Source organism: Allobosea sp. FBZP-16 (genome assembly GCF_002831785.1).
GTDB lineage: Bacteria > Pseudomonadota > Alphaproteobacteria > Rhizobiales > Beijerinckiaceae > Allobosea > Allobosea lupini.
In genome coordinates this window covers 1-18,477 of record NZ_LNCQ01000053.1, presented here as the reverse complement: position 1 = coordinate 18,477, position 18,477 = coordinate 1, and the positions used below count along the sequence as shown (strand labels likewise).

Sequence of the window (18,477 nt, the reverse complement as noted above, 5' to 3'; positions counted from 1 at the left end):
CCGCCTTGCGAGACCCCAGCTCACGCAGTGTCGCACCCCATAAGGCCCGACTGGACGAAAACCGTAACTCGTCTAAATCACAGCCGAACGAAAGCGGATGCGATGAACCTCGAGCCGAGCTTGCCTCCCGACCACGTCAGCATCAGAAGCGGCCGCATCGGCGTGCTTCTGATGAACCTCGGCACGCCCGAGGGCACCAGCTACAAGCCGATGCGGGCCTATCTCAAGGAGTTCCTCTCCGACCGCCGCGTCATCGAGGAACCGCGCTGGAAATGGTGGCCGATCCTCAATCTGATCATCCTGTCGACGCGGCCCAGCCGCAAGGGCAAGGACTACGCGACGATCTGGAACAATGAGCGCGACGAGGGTCCGCTCAAGACGATCACCCGCTCGCAGACGGAGAAGCTCGCCGAGCGGCTGGCGGGCGCTGCCGATGGCCGCATCACCGTCGACTGGGCGATGCGCTACGGCCTGCCGGATGTGAAGAGCCGCCTGAAGGCGCTGCTCGCGCAGGGCTGCGACCGCATCCTGCTGGTGCCGCTCTATCCGCAATATGCCGCGCCGACCTCGGCGACCGCCTGCGACCAGGCCTTCCGCGCGCTGATGGAGATGCGCTGGCAGCCGACGGTGCGGGTCGCCCATCCCTACTACGCCGACCCGGTCTATATCGACGCGCTCGCCACCTCGATCCGCGCCTCGCTCGGCAAGCTTTCCTTCGAGCCGGAGGTGATCCTCTGCTCGCTGCACGGCATGCCCAAGGAATACCTGCTGAAGGGCGACCCCTATTATTGCCAGTGCGCCGTCACCGCCCGGCTGCTGCGCAACAAGCTCGGCCTCAGCGCGGAGCGCTTCCGCCTGACCTTCCAGTCGCGCTTCGGACCGGACGAATGGCTGCAGCCCTATACCGACGAGACCGTGAAGGCGCTGGCGCAGGGCGGCACCAAGTCGCTCGCCATCGTCGCGCCCGGCTTCTCGGCCGATTGTCTGGAGACGCTGGAAGAGCTCGACGGCGAGAACCGCGAGATCTTCCTGCACAATGGCGGCAAGGAGTTCGCCTATCTGCCCTGCCTAAACGATTCCGAGGAGGGCATGCAGGTGATCGAGGCGGTGGTGCGCCGGGAGCTGATGGGCTGGGTGTGAGCTAGGACGCTACCCCACCACGAAGCGCGTCACGCTCTCCACCACCTGCCTGGCCTGCAGGATGCGCCGGTGTCCCAGCCCGCTCGTCTCCTGCAAGGTGACGAACGGCCCGGCCGCCGCCAGCGCCTGCGCATGATGGAAGTCCAGTTCCCGGTCCTGCCGGTCATGGATCACCAGGGTCGGCAGGCCGATCGCCTCCAGCTGCCCGCAGCCCTCGAAGGCCTCGACAGGATTGCCGGCGACGCTGTGGATGCGGCGCTCCAGCGCCGCCTGGCCGCGGCGGCCGAGCCCGATCGTCGCGCCGAAATTGCGGGTGATCGTGGTGACGGAGGATGGCGCCGCGACCAGCGCGAGCCGATTCGACTTGACCCTCGGCTGGCCCGGCACGCTGCGGGCCAGCGCCGCCAGGGCGATCGCCCCGCCGAAGGAATGCGCCACGATCGCATGCACTGGCGCAAAGACACGCGCCACCGCGGCGAGCGCGCCGACCCCGAGCGGGATGTTGAGCTCGGCCCCGGTCGAGGTGCCATGCGCCGGCATGTCGAAGGCGACGACGCGGAAGCCCTGCGCCAGCAAGGGCTGCACGAAAGCGGTCATGAACGCCGCCTCGCTGTTCCAGCCATGCAGCAGGATCACTGTCGGCGCCGGACCATCGCCATCTTGCAAGCGGGGCTCAGGTTCGAACAGATAGGTGCTGACCGTCCCGCACGGGTAGGATACCGCCTGCCGGATCGCCGGCGCGAGCCTACCGCGGGCGGCGATGATCGCCTTGCCGGTCCGGCTCTGTGGGCCGGGCGGGCGCGGCGGGGTACAGAAGAGCTTGAAGGCGGCGCGCCCGGCCGTATGCGGAGCAATGAAACTGCCGATGCGGACGAGAGGACGAATGACGCGAAGCGCTGTGCCGGGCATGATCGGAAACCTTGTTCGTTCAGCCTTGAACTATTATGTTCAGCGATGAACAAAATGCAAGAGCCAATTTCCGCACCGGCAACTGAGCCGAGTAGCACCGTGAAGTCGGGGCTGCCCTGGGACCTGCCGCGTTTCAAGAACTGGCTCGCGGTCGCGCGCATGCACCAGCTCTGGAAAAAGGTCTTCTCCGAGGCGCTGGCGCCGCTCGGCATCCAGCTGGCGCATTACGATGTGCTCGCCAACGTCTTCCGTACCCCCGGCCTGACCCAGCAGCAGCTTGCCGAGAAGCTTCTGGTCGGCCGCAGCGCCATGAGCATGCTCCTGCCCGAGCTCGAGCGGCGCGGCCTGATCGAGCGCCGCAATGACGAGGCCGACCGGCGCGTGCGCCGGCTCTGGCTTACCGGGGATGGCGAGGTCCTGACGCGCAAGGCGCTGGCGATCCACGCCGCCCGGATCGAGGCGATGATGGGCGTGCTCAGCGACGAGGAATGCAATGCCGTCGGCACGATGATGTGGCGGGTCGTCGGCTACCTCGAAGGCAAGCCGCCGCGCGAGCCGTCATCAGATGCTTGCAAAGGCACGCTTGAACCGAAGTCCCCGCTTGAGCCGGAGAGCTGAGATGAATCCCACTGGCTTCGACATCGTAGTCGTCGCACTGGTCGCACTGGTCATCCTGACCATCGCGCTCGGGGTCCGCACCATCCCGCAGGGCTTCAATTATACGGTCGAGCGCTTCGGCCGCTATTCGCGCACGCTGGGGGCCGGCCTCGGGCTGATCATCCCCTATATCGAGCGCATCGGCCACAAGGTGAATGTGATGGAGCAGGTGCTCGACATTCCCTCGCAGGAAGCGATCACCAAGGACAATGCCGGCGTGCGCATCGACGCCGCCGCCTTCTACCAGGTGCTCGATGCCGCCAAGGCCTGCTACGAGGTCTCCCATCTCGGCCAGGCGCTGATGGTCCTGACGATGACCAATATCCGCACCGTGGTCGGCTCGATGGACCTCGACCAGCTGCTCTCGCATCGCGACGAGATCAATGAGCGGCTGCTGCGGGTGATGGACGCCGCCGCCTCGCCTTGGGGCGTCAAGGTCACCCGCATCGAGATCAGGGACATCCTGCCGCCGGCCGATATCGCCGGCGCGATGAACCGGCAGATGAAGGCCGAGCGCGAGAAGCGCGCCGCCGTGCTCGAGGCCGAGGGGCTGCGCCAGGCCGAGATCCTCAAGGCGGAAGGGCAGAAGCAATCGCAGATCCTCGCGGCCGAGGGCCGCAAGGAAGCGGCCTTCCGCGACGCCGAGGCGCGCGAACGCTCGGCCCAGGCCGAGGCAGCCGCGACCGCCATGGTCAGCGAGGCGATCAGCCGGGGCGACATCCAGGCCGCCAACTTCCTGATCGCCGAGCGCTATACCGAGGCGCTAAAGGCGATCGCGAGCGCCCACAACAGCAAGGTGGTGATCGTCCCGATCGAGGCCGCAGCACTCGCCGGCACCGTCGGCGGCATTGCCCAGCTGACCAGGGCCGTGTTCGGCGAGGATGCGGCGGCGAACCGGCGCGCCGGCTCCGTCCCGGCGGCAGGTCGCACGGAGGGCTGACATGCTCGACTGGTTTGCCTCCTTCGGCGGCTGGGGCTGGATCGTGCTCGGGCTCGTCCTGGTCGGTGGCGAGATGCTGGCGCCCGGCGTCTTCCTGCTCTGGCTCGGGCTCGCCGCACTGTTGACCGGGGCCGTCGTCGGGTTGACCGGGCTCGCCTGGCAAGGCGCCTGGCTGGTCTTTGCAGGCCTCGCCGTCGCCTCCGTCGTCATCGGTCGCGTCGTCACGCGCCACCGCAGCGACGAGCCCGACACCGCCAGCGGCCTGAACGATCGCGGCCGCCAGCTGATCGGCAAGGTCTTCAGGCTGGAGGCGACGATGACCGGCGGCGAAGGCCGCATCCGCATCGGCGATTCCTCCTGGCGCGTCACCGGCCCCGAGCTTCTCGCCGGCACCGAGATCCGCGTCGTGCGGGTCGATGGCGCGACGCTCGTCGTCGAGAAGGCCTGAGCGCCGACCTGCGGCGGCCATTCGCCTGACACGGGATTAAGCCCGGATTCATGCTGAATCGAGGGTTCACCATGCTGCTGAACCCTCGATTCACCGGGAGCCCGTCCAAATCCGCCTCCAAAGCGTCAGGATACGCAAGGAGGAGGCCATGGCGGGCCGGCACGGACCAATCGATTTCATCATCGCGGCGGCGCTTTCGCTGCTGATGCTGCTCATGGTGCATCCCGCCCAGGCGCGCGAGGTCGTCGACTTCCCCGATTATCGCTACCAGCCCGGCACGATCCTGATCCGCACCGCCGAGCGCAAGCTCTACTACATCGCCGCGCCCGGCCAGGCGCTGCGCTACACCATCGCCGTCGGCAAGGCCGGCAAGCAGTGGCGCGGCGTCAAATATGTCGAGGAACTCCAGGTCGATCCGGCCTGGAGCCCGCCGGCCGAGGTCAAGCGCGACAATCCGCGCCTGCCCGACGTGATCCCTGGCGGCGCCTCCAACAATCCGATGGGCGCACGCGTCATCGGCCTCGGCCCCGGAGGCCAATACGCCATCCACGGCACCAACAACCCGCGCTCGGTCGGCACTGCCGCCTCCTATGGCTGCTTCCGGATGCACAACAGCGACGTCATCGATCTCTACGCCCGAGTCCGCATGGGGACGCCCGTCATCGTGATGCCCTGACAGCCGATACGCGGCAACGTCCCTCGCACCTAGAGCAATTCCGCAATTCTTCGAATCGCAGAATTGCTCTAAGTATTTCTCTTGTCGCATTTTCTTCACGCGAACCGGTGTCCACTTCGCTCGAAAATGCTCTAGAGTGCGACTGGCGACAGCAACGGTCGGCCGGCGAAGAATGCCTCCAGATTGGCGAGCAGCAGCTCCTGCTGCGCGACCTGGGCCGATTCCGCGTTCGCGGCGATATGCGGCGTCAGCACCACGTTCTCGAGCGCTTTGAGCCGATCCGGAATCGCGGGCTCGTGCTCGTAGACGTCGAGCGCGGCTCCCGCGATTGTTCCGCTTTCCAGCGCCTCGATCAGTGCGGCTTCGTCGACCGCGATGCCGCGCGATATGTTCACGAGATGACCGTCCGGACCGAGAGCACGCAGGATCCGCGCATCGATCGCGTGCCGGGTCTCGCCGCTCGCGCGGACCGAGACCATCAGGATATCGGCCCATTCGGCGAGGCCGAGCAGGCTGGCATGGTACTGATAGGGCAGTTCCGGCCGCGGCGAACGGTTATGGTAGCCGATCGTCATGTCGAAGGCGGCAGCGCGCACCGCAATGCGCTGACCGATGGCACCCAGCCCAAAAATGCCCAGCTTGCGACCGGCCAGGCCCGGCACCGTCGCCATGCGCTCGATCGCGTTGCCCTGCCAGCGGCCAGCCCGCGCGAAGCGTTCGGCGGCTCCGATCTGCCGGGCGCTCGCCAGCATCAGTCCCATCGCGAATTCGGCAACGCTCGTCGCATTGGCGTCGGCGGCATTGCTGACCATTATGCCGCGCGCCCTCGCAGCGGCCCGCTCCACGCCTTCATTGCCCGTGCCATAACAAGCGATGAGGCCGAGATTGGGCAGGGCCTCGATCAGGGCCGCGTCGGTTTTCCAGGTTCCGACTGTCAGGAGCGCGCGCGCTGCCTCGGCTCCGGCTGGCAATGCCTCCGGCCGGGGATGGCTCATCGGCCCGAGCACCTCGTACCGTTCCTGCAAGCGCGCCACCAGGCGAGCCGGCATGCGCGGGGCCATCAGGATCGTCGGCTTCATGGCTGAAAGGTCCTCGGGGCGATTGCTGCATCGCAGCACTTGCCGCCCCCTGCTTCAACAACCCCTGGCGCCGATCGGCCATCTCGCAGATGCAATACGAAAACACCGGGCAATCGACGGGATTTTCCTGAACCCCTCCTCTCGCCTGCGACAAAAAAGCCGGATATCGTTTTCCATGGCGGTTAACGCTGCGTGCAGCGCGCCTACGAACCGATATGTCTAGAGAGGGGTACCCGATGGATCATCTCGCCGACGTCAAGAAGTTCGCCAAGAAGCCTGTCAACGAGGCCGCCTTCGCCGGCATGAGCAAGGCCTATGCATTGGTGATGAGCAAGCCCGACACCCGCTATGTCGCCTGCTCCGACCCCGCCGAACTCGAACGCGTCCGCGAGAATTTCCTGAAGAAGAAGCTTGGCTTGAAGAGTGCCGACCTCGACGCCACCGTCAAGGCGACCTGCGATCACATGAAGGCCGACAAGACCAAGTCGCGCCTGACTTTCTACTATCTGCTGGCCGAACATTACGGCAAGCTCGACGCTTTCGTGAAGAAATAGGTCTGACAGCCTGGCCTGACCTGATGGCGCCCCTTCGGGCGCCATTCGCATTTTCAGAGCCCCCCGCGAAAACGGCGCAGAGCACCGCAAGGCCGGAACATCAACGCTCCGCCCTTGGGGGTTTCGATGTTCACGCTGTCCCGCTCGGTCCTCTCCGGCCACGCCCAGACGCTCTTCACCGTGGCCGAAGCCGCCTTCGCCTCGATGATCGTCTTCGGTGCAGGCCTCGCCTTCGGCGCCACGATCGGTTTCTTTTGAGGCGGCCATGCCGACCGCCGCCGCCTCAACCACCCGCCCGCATTTCAAGATCGGGCGCGACCGCGAGGGCCACTGGATCGCGGTCGAGACCCATGGCCGCGGCGGCGGCTATTTCCGCAGCCGGGACGACGCCCTCCACTATGCCCGCGCCGAAGCGGGCGCCGTGACCTTCAGCGCTCGGCCCCTCGCCCTGCGCCTGTCGTAAGCGCGCTCAGCGATAGAGATCGACCCGCGTCAGCGGCAGCCCGGACGGGCCCTTGCGCCGCTTCGAGACCAGCGTCTGGTTGATCAGCGCCCCGCCACGCTCGAAGGCGAGCGAGCAGCCGGCGAGATAGATCAGCCACATCCGCGTCCGCTCCGGCCCGATTTCCGCTTCGGCTGCCGCCTTGTTCGCATTCAGCCGCTCGAACCAGAGCCGCGTCGTGCGCTGGTAATGCTCGCGCCAGCCCTCGACATCATGGACCTCGAAGCCATGACGCTCGAGATTGGCGATCGACATGCCCAGATGATCGAGCTCGCCGCCCGGGAAGATGTAGCGGACCAGGGCCCGGTATTCGGCCGGCATCTTGTTGAAGGCCTTCTCGGTCTTCTTGGCCCGCCGCGAGATCGTATGGTGCAGATACAGGCCGCGCGGCCTGAGCAGCCGGTTCACCGCCTGGAAATAGGTCGGGTGGTTGCGGATGCCGACATGCTCGAACATGCCGATCGATGAGATCTTGTCGAACTCCCCCTCCATCTGGGTGAAGTCCTTGAGATGGAGCGTGACTTTGTCCTGCAGGCCGAGCGCCTCGACCTTCTCGCGCGCCAGCTTGAGCTGCTCCTCGGCCAGCGTCACGCCATGCGCCTCGACGCCATAGTGCTGGGCGGCATAACAGACCAGCGCACCCCAGCCGCAGCCGATATCGAGCAGCTTGTCGCCCGGCTTCAGGCGCAGCTTGCGGCAGATCATCTCAAGCTTGTCGGTCTGCGCCCGTTCGAGATCGTCATGATCCTCGGTGAAATAGGCGCAGGTGTAGACCATGCGCTCGTCGAGAAAGAGCCGGTAGAATGCGTTCGAGACATCGTAGTGATGAGCGATATTGGCCTTGTTGGTCGCCGGCTTGCCGTCACGGGCGATCTCGTCGCCCTTGATGTGCTGAACCGCCTGCGGCGCCTGGCCCGGCGCGAACAGGAAGTGCCTGGCGACATCGAACGCCGCCATCTTGGAGATGCCGCGTGCCAGCCGACCGACCTTGCCGTCGGGCCTTGCCGCGGCAAGATCGAAGATCGTGCCGTTCTCGATCGCGATCCGGTCGGAGACGTGCAGATGCAGCAAGGTATCGAGCTTCGGCTTGCGCAGCAGCGCCGCGACGACGCCGGCATCGCGGATCGCGATCATCAGCCCGCCCGTCGGCCAATCGGCCGGAACGCGAGAGCCGTCCCAAAGCGAGAAACCGAGCTTCAGCCCAAGCTTCTGGTACGCCTCGGTCAGGAGCCGCCGCAGCGCCTCGATTCTCTTGCCGTCGCCGCTCATGCCTTGCCTGTTCCGACAGATATGCGCCGCCCTCTTAGCGCGGTTTTCGCCCGACCGGAATTCGCGCCGTCAGAACAGCTTTGCCCTTCTGCAATCAGCGGCGGCTTGTCGAAACGGCACAACACGCAAAAGGTGCAAGAAACCAGCTAAGCAACTATTCTTCATTTCTTAACCATACTTTGCTCTGATTCCAGAGTGGACAAGGGGCGCCGCGCATCGTGGTTGGGGGATCACATCATGTCGTCAGGGGATCAGCTCGACAGGCGGCTGGACTTCATGCAGCTTGACCGCGAGGCGCGCGGGCGCATCGCGGGGATGGAAAAGAGCATCCTCGGCGCCCTGCCCGGCGCGCTCGATGCCTTCTACACCCAGGTTTCCGCGTTCCCCGAGACCAAGGCCTTCTTCAGCAATGCCGCCCATATGGAGGGCGCGAAGAACCGCCAGATCTCGCACTGGAACCGCATCGCCAAGGGCCAGTTCGACCAGGACTATGTCCGCGCGGTCACGACTGTCGGCGAGATCCACGCCAAGATCGGGCTGGAGCCGCGCTGGTATATCGGCGGTTACGCCCTGCTGCTCGAGAACCTGCTCGCCAAGGTGCTGGAGGAGCGCTGGCCGAAGAGCCGTTTCGGCGGCCAGCTCCCCGGCGCGGCCGAGCGCGGCGCCGAGATCGGCGCCATCGTCAAGGCCGCCCTGCTCGACATGGACTATGCCATCTCGGTGTATCTCGAAGCCTCCGAGGCCGCCCGGCTGAAGATCGAGGCCGAGGCCCGTGCCGTCGAGGAAGCCAAGGCGAAGGAGCGCGACAAGGCGATCGGCTATGTCGGCAACGGCATGGCGGCGCTCGCTCGCGGCGACCTGACTCATCGCATGGCCGACGACATGCCGGCCGAATACGCCAGCATCCGCGACCATTTCAACGACGCCATGGCCAAGCTCGGCGAGATGGTCGCGAGCATCAAGACGAGTTCCTCTGCCATCGCCGCCTCCTCGCAGGAGATCAACAGCGGTGCCAACGACCTGTCCTCGCGCACCGAGCAGCAGGCCTCCGCCTTGCAGCAGACCGCGGCGACCACCGAAGAGCTCACCGCCTCGGTCAAGAGCTCGGCGCAGTCGTCGCGGCAATCGGTGACGCTCGCCGACAACGCCTCGGCCGTGGCCCGCACCGGCGGCGAGATCGTCAAGGATGCGATCGAGGCGATGGCGCGGATCGAGGGCGCCTCCAAGAAGATCTCCGAGATCACCAGCGTGATCGACGGCATCGCCTTCCAGACCAATCTGCTCGCGCTCAACGCTGCGGTCGAGGCTGCGCGCGCCGGCGATGCCGGACGTGGCTTTGCCGTCGTCGCCGCCGAGGTGCGCGCCCTCGCCCAACGTTCGGCCGAAGCCGCCAAGGACATCACCGGCCTGATCGGCTCCTCGGATACCGAGGTCGTCGAGGGCGTGCGCCTGGTCCGGCAGGCCGGCGAGACGCTGGAGAAGATCGTGGAGGCCTCGATGCAGGTCTCGGCCACGGTCAACGAGATCGCCGCCGCCGCCGGAGAACAGGCCAACGGCATCGACGAGATGGCGCGCACAGTCAGCCATATGGACGAGATGACCCAGAGCAACGCCGCGTTGGCCGAGGAGAGCGCGGCTTCGGCGCGTGCCTTGCTCGATCAGATCGAACGCCTGAACCGCCTCGTCAGCACCTTCCGCACCACGGAAGGTCAGGACACGACCGCGCCAGCGCGGCGAGCGCGGGCAGCCTGATCCGCCTTCACGCGAAAGGCTCGACGTTCAACGCTACCTAGTCATCCTGGACTGAGCGAAGCGAAGATCCGGGATGACTCGCGAAATATGTCTCTCCCGAGCACGTCAGAAATCGCTGGCGATGCCCTTCACTTCCCAGTCGTCATAGCGGACCGGCTCGAGCCCGCCGCGGCCGTCGACTTCCTTCTGCTGGCCGAGCTCGGCCGCCCTCGCATCGATCGCGGCACGGCGCGCCTGCGCCTCCGAGAGAGCCCGCTGCGCCGCCGGCGACAATACCTTCGCGGAAGCGTTGGTCTCGACCTCATCCGTTTTCGTCTGCGCGCTCATCATCGGTCATTCTCTTGTAGGATCGGCATCGCGCCCACCACATAGGGACGAAACCGCATTCCGGCGAGCCTGTACAATGCCGGACGACGACGCAAGAAGGGGTTCCTGCATGAACTATGTCCGCACCGGCATGCTGATGGCGGCGCTCACCGCGCTGTTCGGCGTGGTCGGCTATCTGCTCGCCGGCGCCGGCGGCATGCTGATCGCGCTCGGCATCGCGGTCGCGACCAACCTGTTCAGCTACTGGAACTCGGACAAGCTGGCGCTGTCCGCCTACAACGCGCAGCAGGTCGATGAGCGTAGCGCGCCCGAACTTTACGGCATGGTCCGCGACCTCGCCCAGCGCGCCAACATGCCGATGCCGCGCGTCTACATCATCCAGGAAGACCAGCCGAACGCCTTCGCCACCGGCCGCAATCCGCAGAACGCCGCGGTCGCCGCGACCACCGGTATCATCCGCACGCTGAGCTATGACGAGCTCGCCGGCGTGATGGCGCACGAGCTTGCCCACATCAAGAACCACGACACGCTGACCATGACGATCAGCGCCACGATGGCCGGCGCGATCTCGTCCCTTGCCTCCTTCGGCATGTTCTTCGGCTCGCGCGACAACCGTCCCAACGCCATCGTCCAGATCGCGCTGATGATCCTCGCCCCGCTGGCGGCGACCATCGTCCAGATGGCGATCTCGCGCTCGCGCGAATACGAAGCCGACCGCATGGGCGGCGAGATCTGCGGCAATCCCGTGGCGCTCGCCGACGCGCTGGCCAAGATCGCCGGCGGCGTTGCCCACATCCCGAACGAGACGGCCGAGGCGAAGCCTGCTACGGCGCACATGTTCATCATCAACCCGCTCTCAGGCCGCGGCATGGATTCATTGTTCTCGACCCACCCCGACACCGGCAACCGTATCGCCGCACTGATGGAGCAGGCGCGCGCCATGGGTGTCGGCGCGAGCCGTGGCGGCTTCACGAGTGGCGCGAGCCGGAACCCCTTCGCCGGCGGCCGCGAGCCCGGGCCCTGGGGCTGAGATGGCAGCTCCTCACGAAAACCGCGCGCCGGCTGACGACGCCCCCGGCCTCGCTGCGCGCCGCCTCGCCACAACGCTGATCGACGAGGTGCTGCGCGCCGGCACCGCGCTCGATGAAACCTTCGAGCGGATGGCGCAGGCGGCAGGGCTGGAGCCCGCCGATGCCGGGTTGGCGCGCGCGATCGCGACAGTCGCCTTCCGCCGTCTCGGCACGATCCGCCAGGTGGTCGGCGCCCGCCTCGAACGCGGCAGCCCGCGCAAATCCGGCCCGTTCGAGCCGATCATGGTCGCCGCTGCCGCGCAGTTGCTTTTCCTCGACGTGCCCGACCATGCGGCGGTCGACCTCGCCATCCGTCAACTGCACGAGGACGCCCGCTCCTCTCGCTACGCCTCGCTCGGCAATGCCGTGCTGCGGCGGCTGGCGCGCGAGCGCGAAGCAATCCTCGCCGAGCTCGATCCGCTGACCGATACGCCCGACTGGCTGCGCGAGAGCTGGACGCAGACCTACGGCCCCGACATCGCCAAGGCGATCGCCGCGGCCCATGCCGAGGAGCCGCCGCTCGATCTGACCGTCAAATCCGATCCGGCCGGCTGGGCCGCCAGGCTCGACGGCATCGTCCTGCCGACCGGCTCGGTGCGCCTGCGCGGGCGCGACACGGTCACCGGCCTGCCAGGCTTCACTGAGGGCGAATGGTGGGTGCAGGATGCCGCCGCCGCTCTTCCCGCCCGGCTCCTCAATGTCCAGCCAGGCGAGCGCATCGCCGATCTCTGCGCCGCGCCCGGCGGCAAGACCGTGCAGCTCGCACAATCGGGCGCAGAAGTCGTTGCCGTCGATCGCTCCGGCCCGCGCCTGCGCCGGCTCAAGGCCAATCTCGACCGGCTTGGGCTCAGCGCCGAGGTCGTCACCGCCGATGTCGGGACCTTCGAGGCCGAGCCCTTCGACGGCGTCCTGCTCGACGCACCCTGCAGCGCGACCGGCACGATCCGCCGTCATCCCGACGTCACCTGGGCCAAGCAGCCCGAGGATGTCGCCAAGCTCGCCGCGTTGCAGGCGCGCCTGCTCGACCAGGCAGCGCGGCTCACCAAGCCGGGCGGGCGCCTGATCTACTGCACCTGCTCATTGGAACGCACCGAAGGCGAGGCGCAGATCGAGGAATTCCTGGCGCGAAACGACGGCTTTGCCCGCGATCCAATCAAGCCCGAGGAAATCGGCGGCCAGGCCGAAGCGCTGACGGCGCTGGGCGAATTGCGCACGCTGCCGCACCAGCTTGCCGGCAAAACGCCACGCCTTTCAGGATGGGCGGGATTTTACGCTTGTCGCCTGATAAGATCATGACTCGATCGGGGATTCGCCTTCGCAGGGAGGCGGCGGGACGGCGAGGCAGCAGATTTCATTGAACGGCTGGTCGGAGCGCGGAGGCCTGGCACGGGCAGCCATCGGCAGGGCGGCGCGACGCACGCGCGGCCAGGTCGTCGGCGCCAAGCGCGCGCTCTGGCCGTTCGGCCGCCTGCGCGCCAGCCGCCTGCTCTTCGCCCCGCACGACCTGCGCACCGCCGACCCGACCACGGCGAGCGAGATCTATGCCGGCTACTTCGCGCTCGCCGGCCGCACCGTGAACTGCCATGGCGAATCGCCTTTCCTGGTCGCAGCCCCAAGCGAAGCCTGGTCCGAGGCGCTGAGCGGCTTCGTCTGGCTGCGTCACTTACGGGCCGCCGACACCGCGATCGCCCGCGCCAACGCCCGTGCCCTCGTCGACGAGTTCATCGCCCGCAGACATGATCGCGACGAGGTCGCCCGCCGCCCGGCTGTGATCGCCCGCCGGCTGATGTCTTTCCTGTCGCATTCGCCGCTCCTGCTCGAAGGCGCCGACCATGCCTTCTACGAGCGCTTCATCCGCCATGTCGCGCAAACGGCAGAGCGCCTCCAGCTCGCGCTCGCCGGCGCCGTCGAAGGCGCGCCGCGGCTGCAATGCCTGATCGCGATCTGCTTTGCCGCCATTTGCCTCGACGGCCAGGAAAGACGGCTGCGCCGCTATGAGATCGCGCTCTCCGACGAACTGGAACAGCAGATCCTGCCGGATGGCGGCCATCTCAGCCGCAATCCCCGCATCCTGATCGATCTCCTGCTCGATCTCCTGCCGCTGCGCGAGACCTTCACCGCGCGCGGGCTCGAACCGCCCCGCGCCGTCATCATGGGAATTGACCGGATGATGCCGCATCTCAAGCTGTTCCGGCATGGCGATGGCGCGCTCGCTCTGTTCAATGGCATGAACGCGACGCCGCCCGATCTGATGGCGACGCTCGCCGCCTATGATGACGTCCGCGCCCGGCCGATCGAGCACGCCGCCTATTCCGGCTATGACCGGCTCAGCGCCGGCACCAGCATCGTAGTGGTCGAGGCCGGGCCGCCCCCACGCGGTGCCAACTCGATCGAGGCCCATGCCGGCTGCCTCTCCTTCGAATTGTCGACGGGCTCGCAGCGCATCGTGGTGAATTGCGGCGCCAGCCGCTTCGGCACGCCCGAGCTCAAACTCGCCGCCCGCGCCACCGCCGCCCATTCGACCGTGACGCTGAACGACCGCTCCAGCGCCGTCTTCGGCCTGGTGCTTGGCGAGCGGCGGATTATCGCCGGCCCGGCCGATGTCCGCGTCGCCCGCCAGGACGGCGAGGATGGGCATGAATGGGTCGGCAGCCATGATGGCTATCGGCGCGCCTTCGGCACCGTCCACACCCGCCGCCTGCTGCTGTCCCGCAATGGCAGCGAACTCGTCGGCGAGGACGGCTTGAGCCCGCCCACCGCGCTGGCGAGCCTGCCGGCTGCCGCGCGCTTCCATTTGCACCCCAACGTCAAGCCTAGCCTGATCCGCGACGGCGAGGGCGCGTTGCTCGCGCTGCCTTCCGGCGAAATCTGGGCCTTTGAGGCCTCCGGCCTCAGGGTCGCGCTGGAAGAAAGCATCTTCTTCGCTGCCGCCGATGGCCGCCACAAGACGACGCAGCTCGTCGTCGAGTTCGACGCCCTGGCGACGCCGCAGCTCATCTGGCGCTTCGCCCGTCTCGGGACGCCGGCGCAGCGCAGGACCAAAGCCGAAGAGGCGCGGCAGGACCAGGCCGAAGCCGAGCCTGATCTGCCGCTCTGACCTCGCCGCAGGGCAAGGCTGCGGCGTCTTGTGCTTTGCAGCAAAGCCCGGGCGTGATAGGGCGCGCGCGAGTATTCCGCGCCTCGCGCTCATCAACCCGGACCTGATCTTCCCATGCCGAACGAACTCCGCCGCGTCGAACGCGCGCTGCTTTCCGTTTCCGACAAGACCGGGCTGATCGATTTCGCCCGCGCCCTCTCGCGCCTGGGCATTGCCCTGGTTTCGACCGGCGGCACTGCCAAGGCGATCGCCGAGGCCGGCCTTGCCGTCACCGACGTCTCGGATCTGACCGGTTTCCCCGAGATGATGGACGGGCGCGTCAAGACGCTGCATCCCAAGGTCCATGGCGGCCTGCTGGCCATCCGCTCGCATCCGGAGCATCAGGCCTCGATGATCGGTCACGGCATCGCGCCGATCGACCTGCTCGTCGTCAATCTCTATCCGTTCGAGGCGACGGTTGCCGCAGGCAAGCCGTATGACGACTGCATCGAGAACATCGATATCGGCGGCCCCGCCATGATCCGCGCTGCCGCCAAGAACCACAACGACGTCGCCGTAGTAGTCGAGGCCTCCGATTATGCGGCCGTGCTGGCCGACCTCGAGACGCACAAGGGCGCGACCACGCTGACCTTGCGCCGCAAGCTGGCGCAGAAGGCCTATTCGCGCACCGCCGCGTATGACGCCGCGATCTCGAACTGGTTCGCCAATGAGCTCGGCGACACCTCGCCGGCCTTCCGGGCGCTGGGCGGCAGCCTCGCCGAGACCATGCGCTATGGCGAGAACCCGCATCAATGGGCCGCTTTCTACCGTACGCCGGAGCAGCGTCCGGGCGTCGCCACCGCCCGTCAGGTCCAGGGCAAGCAGCTCTCCTACAACAACATCAACGACACCGACGCCGCCTTCGAATGCGTCGCCGAGTTCGACCCCGACCGCACCGCCGCCTGCGTCATCGTCAAGCACGCCAATCCCTGCGGCGTCGCCGAGGGCGGCTCGCTGCTCGAAGCCTATGAGCGGGCCCTCGCTTGCGATCCCGTCTCGGCCTTTGGCGGCATCGTCGCGCTGAACCGCAAGCTCGACGCTGAAGCCGCGAAGAAGATCGTCGAGATCTTCACCGAGGTCATCATCGCCCCCGACGCCGACGAGGAGGCGATCGCGCTCGTCGCCGCCAAGAAGAACCTGCGCCTGCTCCTGACCGGCGGCCTGCCGGATGTCCGCAAGGCGGGTCTTTCCCTGCGCACCGTCGCCGGCGGCTTCCTCGCCCAGGCACGCGACAATGCCGTGGTCGACGACATGGAACTCAAGGTCGTGACCAAGCGCCAGCCGAGCGAGGCCGAGCTCGCCGATCTGCACTTCGCCTTCCGCGTCGCCAAGCACGTCAAGTCGAATGCGATCGTCTATGCCAAGGGCCTCGCCACGGTCGGCGTCGGCGCCGGCCAGATGAGCCGCGTCGATTCCTCGCGCATCGCCGCCTGGAAGGCCGGCGAAGCCGCCAAGGCGGCGGGCGCGCCCGAGAGCCTGGCCAAGGGCGCCGTCGTCGCCTCCGACGCCTTCTTCCCCTTCGCCGACGGCCTGCTGGCCGCGGCGGAGGCCGGCGCCACCGCGGTGATCCAGCCCGGCGGCTCGATGCGCGACGACGAGGTGATCAAGGCGGCGGACGAGGCCGGCCTCGCCATGGTCTTCACCGGCCATCGCCATTTCCGGCACTGAAGACCGCGAGGGGAAGTCGGCATGCACACCGTCAAGGTCATCGCCGCCGGCTTCGCTTTGCTCGGCGTCCTGCTCCTGATCGCGCCGCGGCTGAACACGGGCGGGCGGCATCCGATCGTCTTCGCGATGAAGCTGTTCATCCCGCTCTGGTTCGCCGTCTCTGTGATCAATCTGATCGTCGGCATCACCCGGGCCGGCTACAGCTTCCTGCAGGAAGCGCCGATCCTGCTCGTCGTCTTCGGCGTGCCGGCCTTGGTAGCTTCCCTGATCTGGTGGCGATTTGGAAGGAAAGTCGCGTGAGCCTTGAATCCGTCCGCGCCTTTTTTGCGCAGCATGCTCCCGATATCGAAGTCGAGCTCACCGAGGGCAGCAGCGCGACCGTTCAGCTCGCTGCCGAAGCCTTCGGCGTCGAGCCGGCCCGTATCGCCAAGACGCTGTCACTGCGCTTGGGTGAGCGCGTCGTCCTGCTCGTCGCTCGCGGCGACGCCCGGCTCGACAACCGGAAAGCCAAGGCCGCGTTCGGCTTCAAGCCGCGCATGCTCGCGGCAGAGGAAGTCTCCGACATCACCGGTCATCCGGTCGGCGGCGTCTGCCCGTTCGGCCTGGCGGAGCCACTACCGATCTATTGCGACGTCTCGCTTAAGGCGTTTGACATCGTCTTGCCGGCCGCCGGCTCGACTCGCAGCATGGTCCGCATCGCTCCCGAGCGGATGGCAGCGCTCACCGGCGCAGAATGGGTCGATGTCTGCCAGGAGCCGGCGGCCCAGCACGCCGCGGAGTAGGCCTCAGCCGCGCACGCGCTCGATCAGCGCCATCGCCGCGGCGGGATTGCGGACCTTGTCGCCGCTGATGACATAGAGAAACACGTCGCGTGGCGCCGTCTCCGCCGCCGGCGCGACCAGTTCCAGATCATCCGGCGCGCCACCCTTGGCCCAGTCCGTGGCCCGGCCGGCCCAGGCGTCGAGCTCTTTCGCCGGATAGCCCTGCGCCTCCGCCTCGCTGGTCCCCATGATCCGCGCATAGACGAAAGGCGCCGTCACATCGGCAATCTGGGGGAAATCGGAATCGCCCGAAATGATCGCCGCGACGCCGTGTTCCCGTAGTAGCGCGACGAAATCGGGCGAGCGGAAACTGGGATGGCGCACCTCGACGGCATGGCGCAGCCTGATGCCATCGACCTCCTTCGGCAGCAGCTTAAGGAAGGCCTCGAAATCGACGGGGTCGAAGGCCTTGGTCGCCATGAACTGCCAGTTGATCGGCCCGAGCTTCTCCTTGAGCTCGCTGAGACCGGAGGTCACGAACTTCTCGACGGACGGCCCGGCTTCGGCCAGAACCCGGCGATTGGTGCAGAAGCGCGAGCCTTTCAGCGCGAAGACGAAGCCATCGGGCGTCTCCGCCCGCCATTTGGCGAAGCTCTCCGGCTTCTGCGAACCGTAATAGGTGCCGTTGACCTCGATCGAGGTCAGCTTGCTCGCGGCATATTCGAGCTCGCGCTTCTGCGAGAGATTCTCAGGATAGAAGGTCCCACGCCAGGGTTCGAACACCCAGCCGCCGATGCCTATATGGATCTGTCCGGCTGTTTTGGGGGCCATGGTTAGCATCCTCGACCGTGTCGTTCGCTCTGAGGCGAAGAGTAGTACGCAGCTGCCCCTGTCGATAGGCGGCAGTATGATGATGCTCGCCCTGCAGCGAGCATAAGCCCGATGCCGACCCTGCCCGCTCGATTCGTGGCAGGACCTCTCTGATTGCAGCTATTGACTGCATCATGGGCATAGATGCACGCTGAAGGAGCAAGATCGAGGGACGCCGATGGATCGCGACTGGCGGGCGGAATTCAAGCGTATCGTTGGCGATCGAATGCGGCGTCTTCGGCTTGCCTCGCGGTTGAAGCGGGCCGAGGTCGCAAAGGCCCTACATATCAGCGAGGAGCAGTATGTCAGCTACGAGCGCGGCCTGAGCCATGCCAGTTCGCAACTCCTGATGCAGTTCTCGAGCCTTCTTGGCACATCGCCGCGAGAGCTTGGCAGAGGGATGGCTGCATTGGTCGCGTCGGTGGGCCTCTCGGATGTCGAGCAGAGGCGCTATCGAACTGAACCAGTGGCTGCGTCGCGTTTGAGAGTGAACAAGGCGACGGAGAAGATCACGGATCAGGGCACACTGCGCACTCTGGTCTGTCTCACCGAATTTTTCGCCGAACTCGATGGCCAGGAAACCTAGGTCGCCGCAAGAATCGCGGTCTTCTCGCACGGCAAAAGAGCCGCGAGCGACCGCCTTCCGTGTCTCCGTTGCTTCCCCGGAACGAGCAAAAACCCGCCGAGATTTCTCTCTGCGGGTTTTTTGCATTTTTCAT

General features: G+C 66.7%; 21 protein-coding genes. 16 read left to right on the top strand and 5 right to left on the bottom strand.

Annotated elements, in window-relative coordinates:
• The first annotated feature begins 102 nt into the window (after positions 1-102).
• Positions 103-1,140 (top strand): ferrochelatase, encoded by a 1,038-nt coding sequence (hemH, locus tag CXY91_RS26425; protein WP_100964786.1) that lies wholly within the window; start codon positions 103-105, stop codon positions 1,138-1,140.
• Between the two features lie 9 nt (positions 1,141-1,149).
• Here hemH and CXY91_RS26420 read toward each other — a convergent pair whose 3' ends face one another.
• Positions 1,150-2,049, bottom strand: a complete 900-nt coding sequence (locus tag CXY91_RS26420) for an alpha/beta fold hydrolase (RefSeq protein ID WP_100964784.1) — start codon at positions 2,047-2,049, stop codon at positions 1,150-1,152.
• Between the two features lie 54 nt (positions 2,050-2,103).
• Between CXY91_RS26420 and CXY91_RS26415 the strand changes: the two genes are divergently transcribed.
• From CXY91_RS26415 to CXY91_RS26400, 4 genes are all read left to right on the top strand, one after another.
• Positions 2,104-2,667: a MarR family winged helix-turn-helix transcriptional regulator gene (locus tag CXY91_RS26415; RefSeq protein WP_100964838.1), complete on the top strand. Its 564-nt coding sequence runs from the start codon at positions 2,104-2,106 to the stop codon at positions 2,665-2,667.
• A 1-nt stretch (position 2,668) separates the two neighbouring features.
• Positions 2,669-3,646 (top strand): SPFH domain-containing protein, encoded by a 978-nt coding sequence (locus tag CXY91_RS26410; RefSeq protein WP_100964782.1) that lies wholly within the window; start codon positions 2,669-2,671, stop codon positions 3,644-3,646.
• Position 3,647: 1 nt separating this feature from the next.
• Positions 3,648-4,094 (top strand): NfeD family protein, encoded by a 447-nt coding sequence (locus CXY91_RS26405; RefSeq protein WP_091841404.1) that lies wholly within the window; start codon positions 3,648-3,650, stop codon positions 4,092-4,094.
• Positions 4,095-4,242: 148 nt separating this feature from the next.
• A complete protein-coding gene (locus CXY91_RS26400) occupies positions 4,243-4,770 on the top strand; it encodes a L,D-transpeptidase (RefSeq protein WP_100964780.1) in 528 nt (175 codons plus the stop codon).
• Positions 4,771-4,901: 131 nt separating this feature from the next.
• On the opposite strand, the gene CXY91_RS26395 is transcribed toward CXY91_RS26400, so the two are convergent.
• Complete coding sequence (locus CXY91_RS26395) at positions 4,902-5,849, bottom strand: 2-hydroxyacid dehydrogenase (protein ID WP_100964778.1); 948 nt, start codon at positions 5,847-5,849, stop codon at positions 4,902-4,904.
• 236 nt (positions 5,850-6,085) lie between these two features.
• On the opposite strand from CXY91_RS26395, the gene CXY91_RS26390 reads away from it, so the two are divergent.
• The 3 genes from CXY91_RS26390 to CXY91_RS26385 all read left to right on the top strand — a co-directional run bounded on the left by CXY91_RS26390 (position 6,086) and on the right by CXY91_RS26385 (position 6,866).
• Complete coding sequence (locus CXY91_RS26390) at positions 6,086-6,403, top strand: DUF2853 family protein (RefSeq protein ID WP_091841397.1); 318 nt, start codon at positions 6,086-6,088, stop codon at positions 6,401-6,403.
• A 126-nt stretch (positions 6,404-6,529) separates the two neighbouring features.
• A complete protein-coding gene (locus CXY91_RS31185) occupies positions 6,530-6,661 on the top strand; it encodes a hypothetical protein (protein WP_280141492.1) in 132 nt (43 codons plus the stop codon).
• Positions 6,662-6,668: 7 nt separating this feature from the next.
• Positions 6,669-6,866 carry a hypothetical protein gene (locus tag CXY91_RS26385; protein ID WP_100964776.1) on the top strand — a complete coding sequence of 66 codons (198 nt, stop codon included), beginning with the start codon at positions 6,669-6,671 and terminating at the stop codon, positions 6,864-6,866.
• Positions 6,867-6,872: 6 nt separating this feature from the next.
• On the opposite strand, the gene CXY91_RS26380 is transcribed toward CXY91_RS26385, so the two are convergent.
• Positions 6,873-8,174: a class I SAM-dependent methyltransferase gene (locus CXY91_RS26380; RefSeq protein WP_100964774.1), complete on the bottom strand. Its 1,302-nt coding sequence runs from the start codon at positions 8,172-8,174 to the stop codon at positions 6,873-6,875.
• A 237-nt stretch (positions 8,175-8,411) separates the two neighbouring features.
• Between CXY91_RS26380 and CXY91_RS26375 the strand changes: the two genes are divergently transcribed.
• The gene (locus CXY91_RS26375; protein WP_100964772.1) at positions 8,412-9,926 is read left to right on the top strand and encodes a globin-coupled sensor protein; all 1,515 of its coding nucleotides are present in this window, start codon (positions 8,412-8,414) and stop codon (positions 9,924-9,926) included.
• Positions 9,927-10,031: 105 nt separating this feature from the next.
• Here the strand turns inward: CXY91_RS26375 and CXY91_RS26370 are convergent, their stop codons facing one another.
• On the bottom strand, positions 10,032-10,256 hold the full coding sequence (locus CXY91_RS26370) for a DUF1674 domain-containing protein (protein WP_248307650.1): 225 nt from the start codon (positions 10,254-10,256) through the stop codon (positions 10,032-10,034).
• Between the two features lie 106 nt (positions 10,257-10,362).
• On the opposite strand from CXY91_RS26370, the gene htpX reads away from it, so the two are divergent.
• The 6 genes from htpX (at position 10,363) to CXY91_RS26340 (ending at position 16,909) form a co-directional block, all read left to right on the top strand.
• Positions 10,363-11,283 carry a zinc metalloprotease HtpX gene (gene htpX, locus CXY91_RS26365; protein ID WP_100964770.1) on the top strand — a complete coding sequence of 307 codons (921 nt, stop codon included), beginning with the start codon at positions 10,363-10,365 and terminating at the stop codon, positions 11,281-11,283.
• A 1-nt stretch (position 11,284) separates the two neighbouring features.
• Positions 11,285-12,619, top strand: a complete 1,335-nt coding sequence (locus CXY91_RS26360; RefSeq protein WP_100964768.1) for an RsmB/NOP family class I SAM-dependent RNA methyltransferase — start codon at positions 11,285-11,287, stop codon at positions 12,617-12,619.
• A gap of 58 nt (positions 12,620-12,677) precedes the next feature.
• On the top strand, positions 12,678-14,420 hold the full coding sequence (locus tag CXY91_RS26355) for a heparinase II/III family protein (protein WP_100964766.1): 1,743 nt from the start codon (positions 12,678-12,680) through the stop codon (positions 14,418-14,420).
• A gap of 114 nt (positions 14,421-14,534) precedes the next feature.
• Entirely contained in the window at positions 14,535-16,127 is a 1,593-nt protein-coding gene (gene purH / locus CXY91_RS26350) for a bifunctional phosphoribosylaminoimidazolecarboxamide formyltransferase/IMP cyclohydrolase (RefSeq protein WP_100964764.1), read from the top strand.
• A 21-nt stretch (positions 16,128-16,148) separates the two neighbouring features.
• The gene (locus CXY91_RS26345) at positions 16,149-16,427 is read left to right on the top strand and encodes a hypothetical protein (protein WP_091841377.1); all 279 of its coding nucleotides are present in this window, start codon (positions 16,149-16,151) and stop codon (positions 16,425-16,427) included.
• The gene (locus CXY91_RS26340; RefSeq protein ID WP_100964762.1) at positions 16,424-16,909 is read left to right on the top strand and encodes a YbaK/EbsC family protein; all 486 of its coding nucleotides are present in this window, start codon (positions 16,424-16,426) and stop codon (positions 16,907-16,909) included. The genes CXY91_RS26345 and CXY91_RS26340 overlap by 4 nt, the downstream gene beginning before the upstream one ends.
• Before the next feature lie 3 nt (positions 16,910-16,912).
• Here CXY91_RS26340 and CXY91_RS26335 read toward each other — a convergent pair whose 3' ends face one another.
• Positions 16,913-17,719: a DUF72 domain-containing protein gene (locus CXY91_RS26335; protein ID WP_091841373.1), complete on the bottom strand. Its 807-nt coding sequence runs from the start codon at positions 17,717-17,719 to the stop codon at positions 16,913-16,915.
• A gap of 217 nt (positions 17,720-17,936) precedes the next feature.
• Here CXY91_RS26335 and CXY91_RS26330 point away from each other — a divergent pair, with 217 nt between their 5' ends.
• Entirely contained in the window at positions 17,937-18,344 is a 408-nt protein-coding gene (locus CXY91_RS26330; RefSeq protein ID WP_100964759.1) for a helix-turn-helix domain-containing protein, read from the top strand.
• The last annotated feature ends 133 nt before the right edge of the window (positions 18,345-18,477 follow it).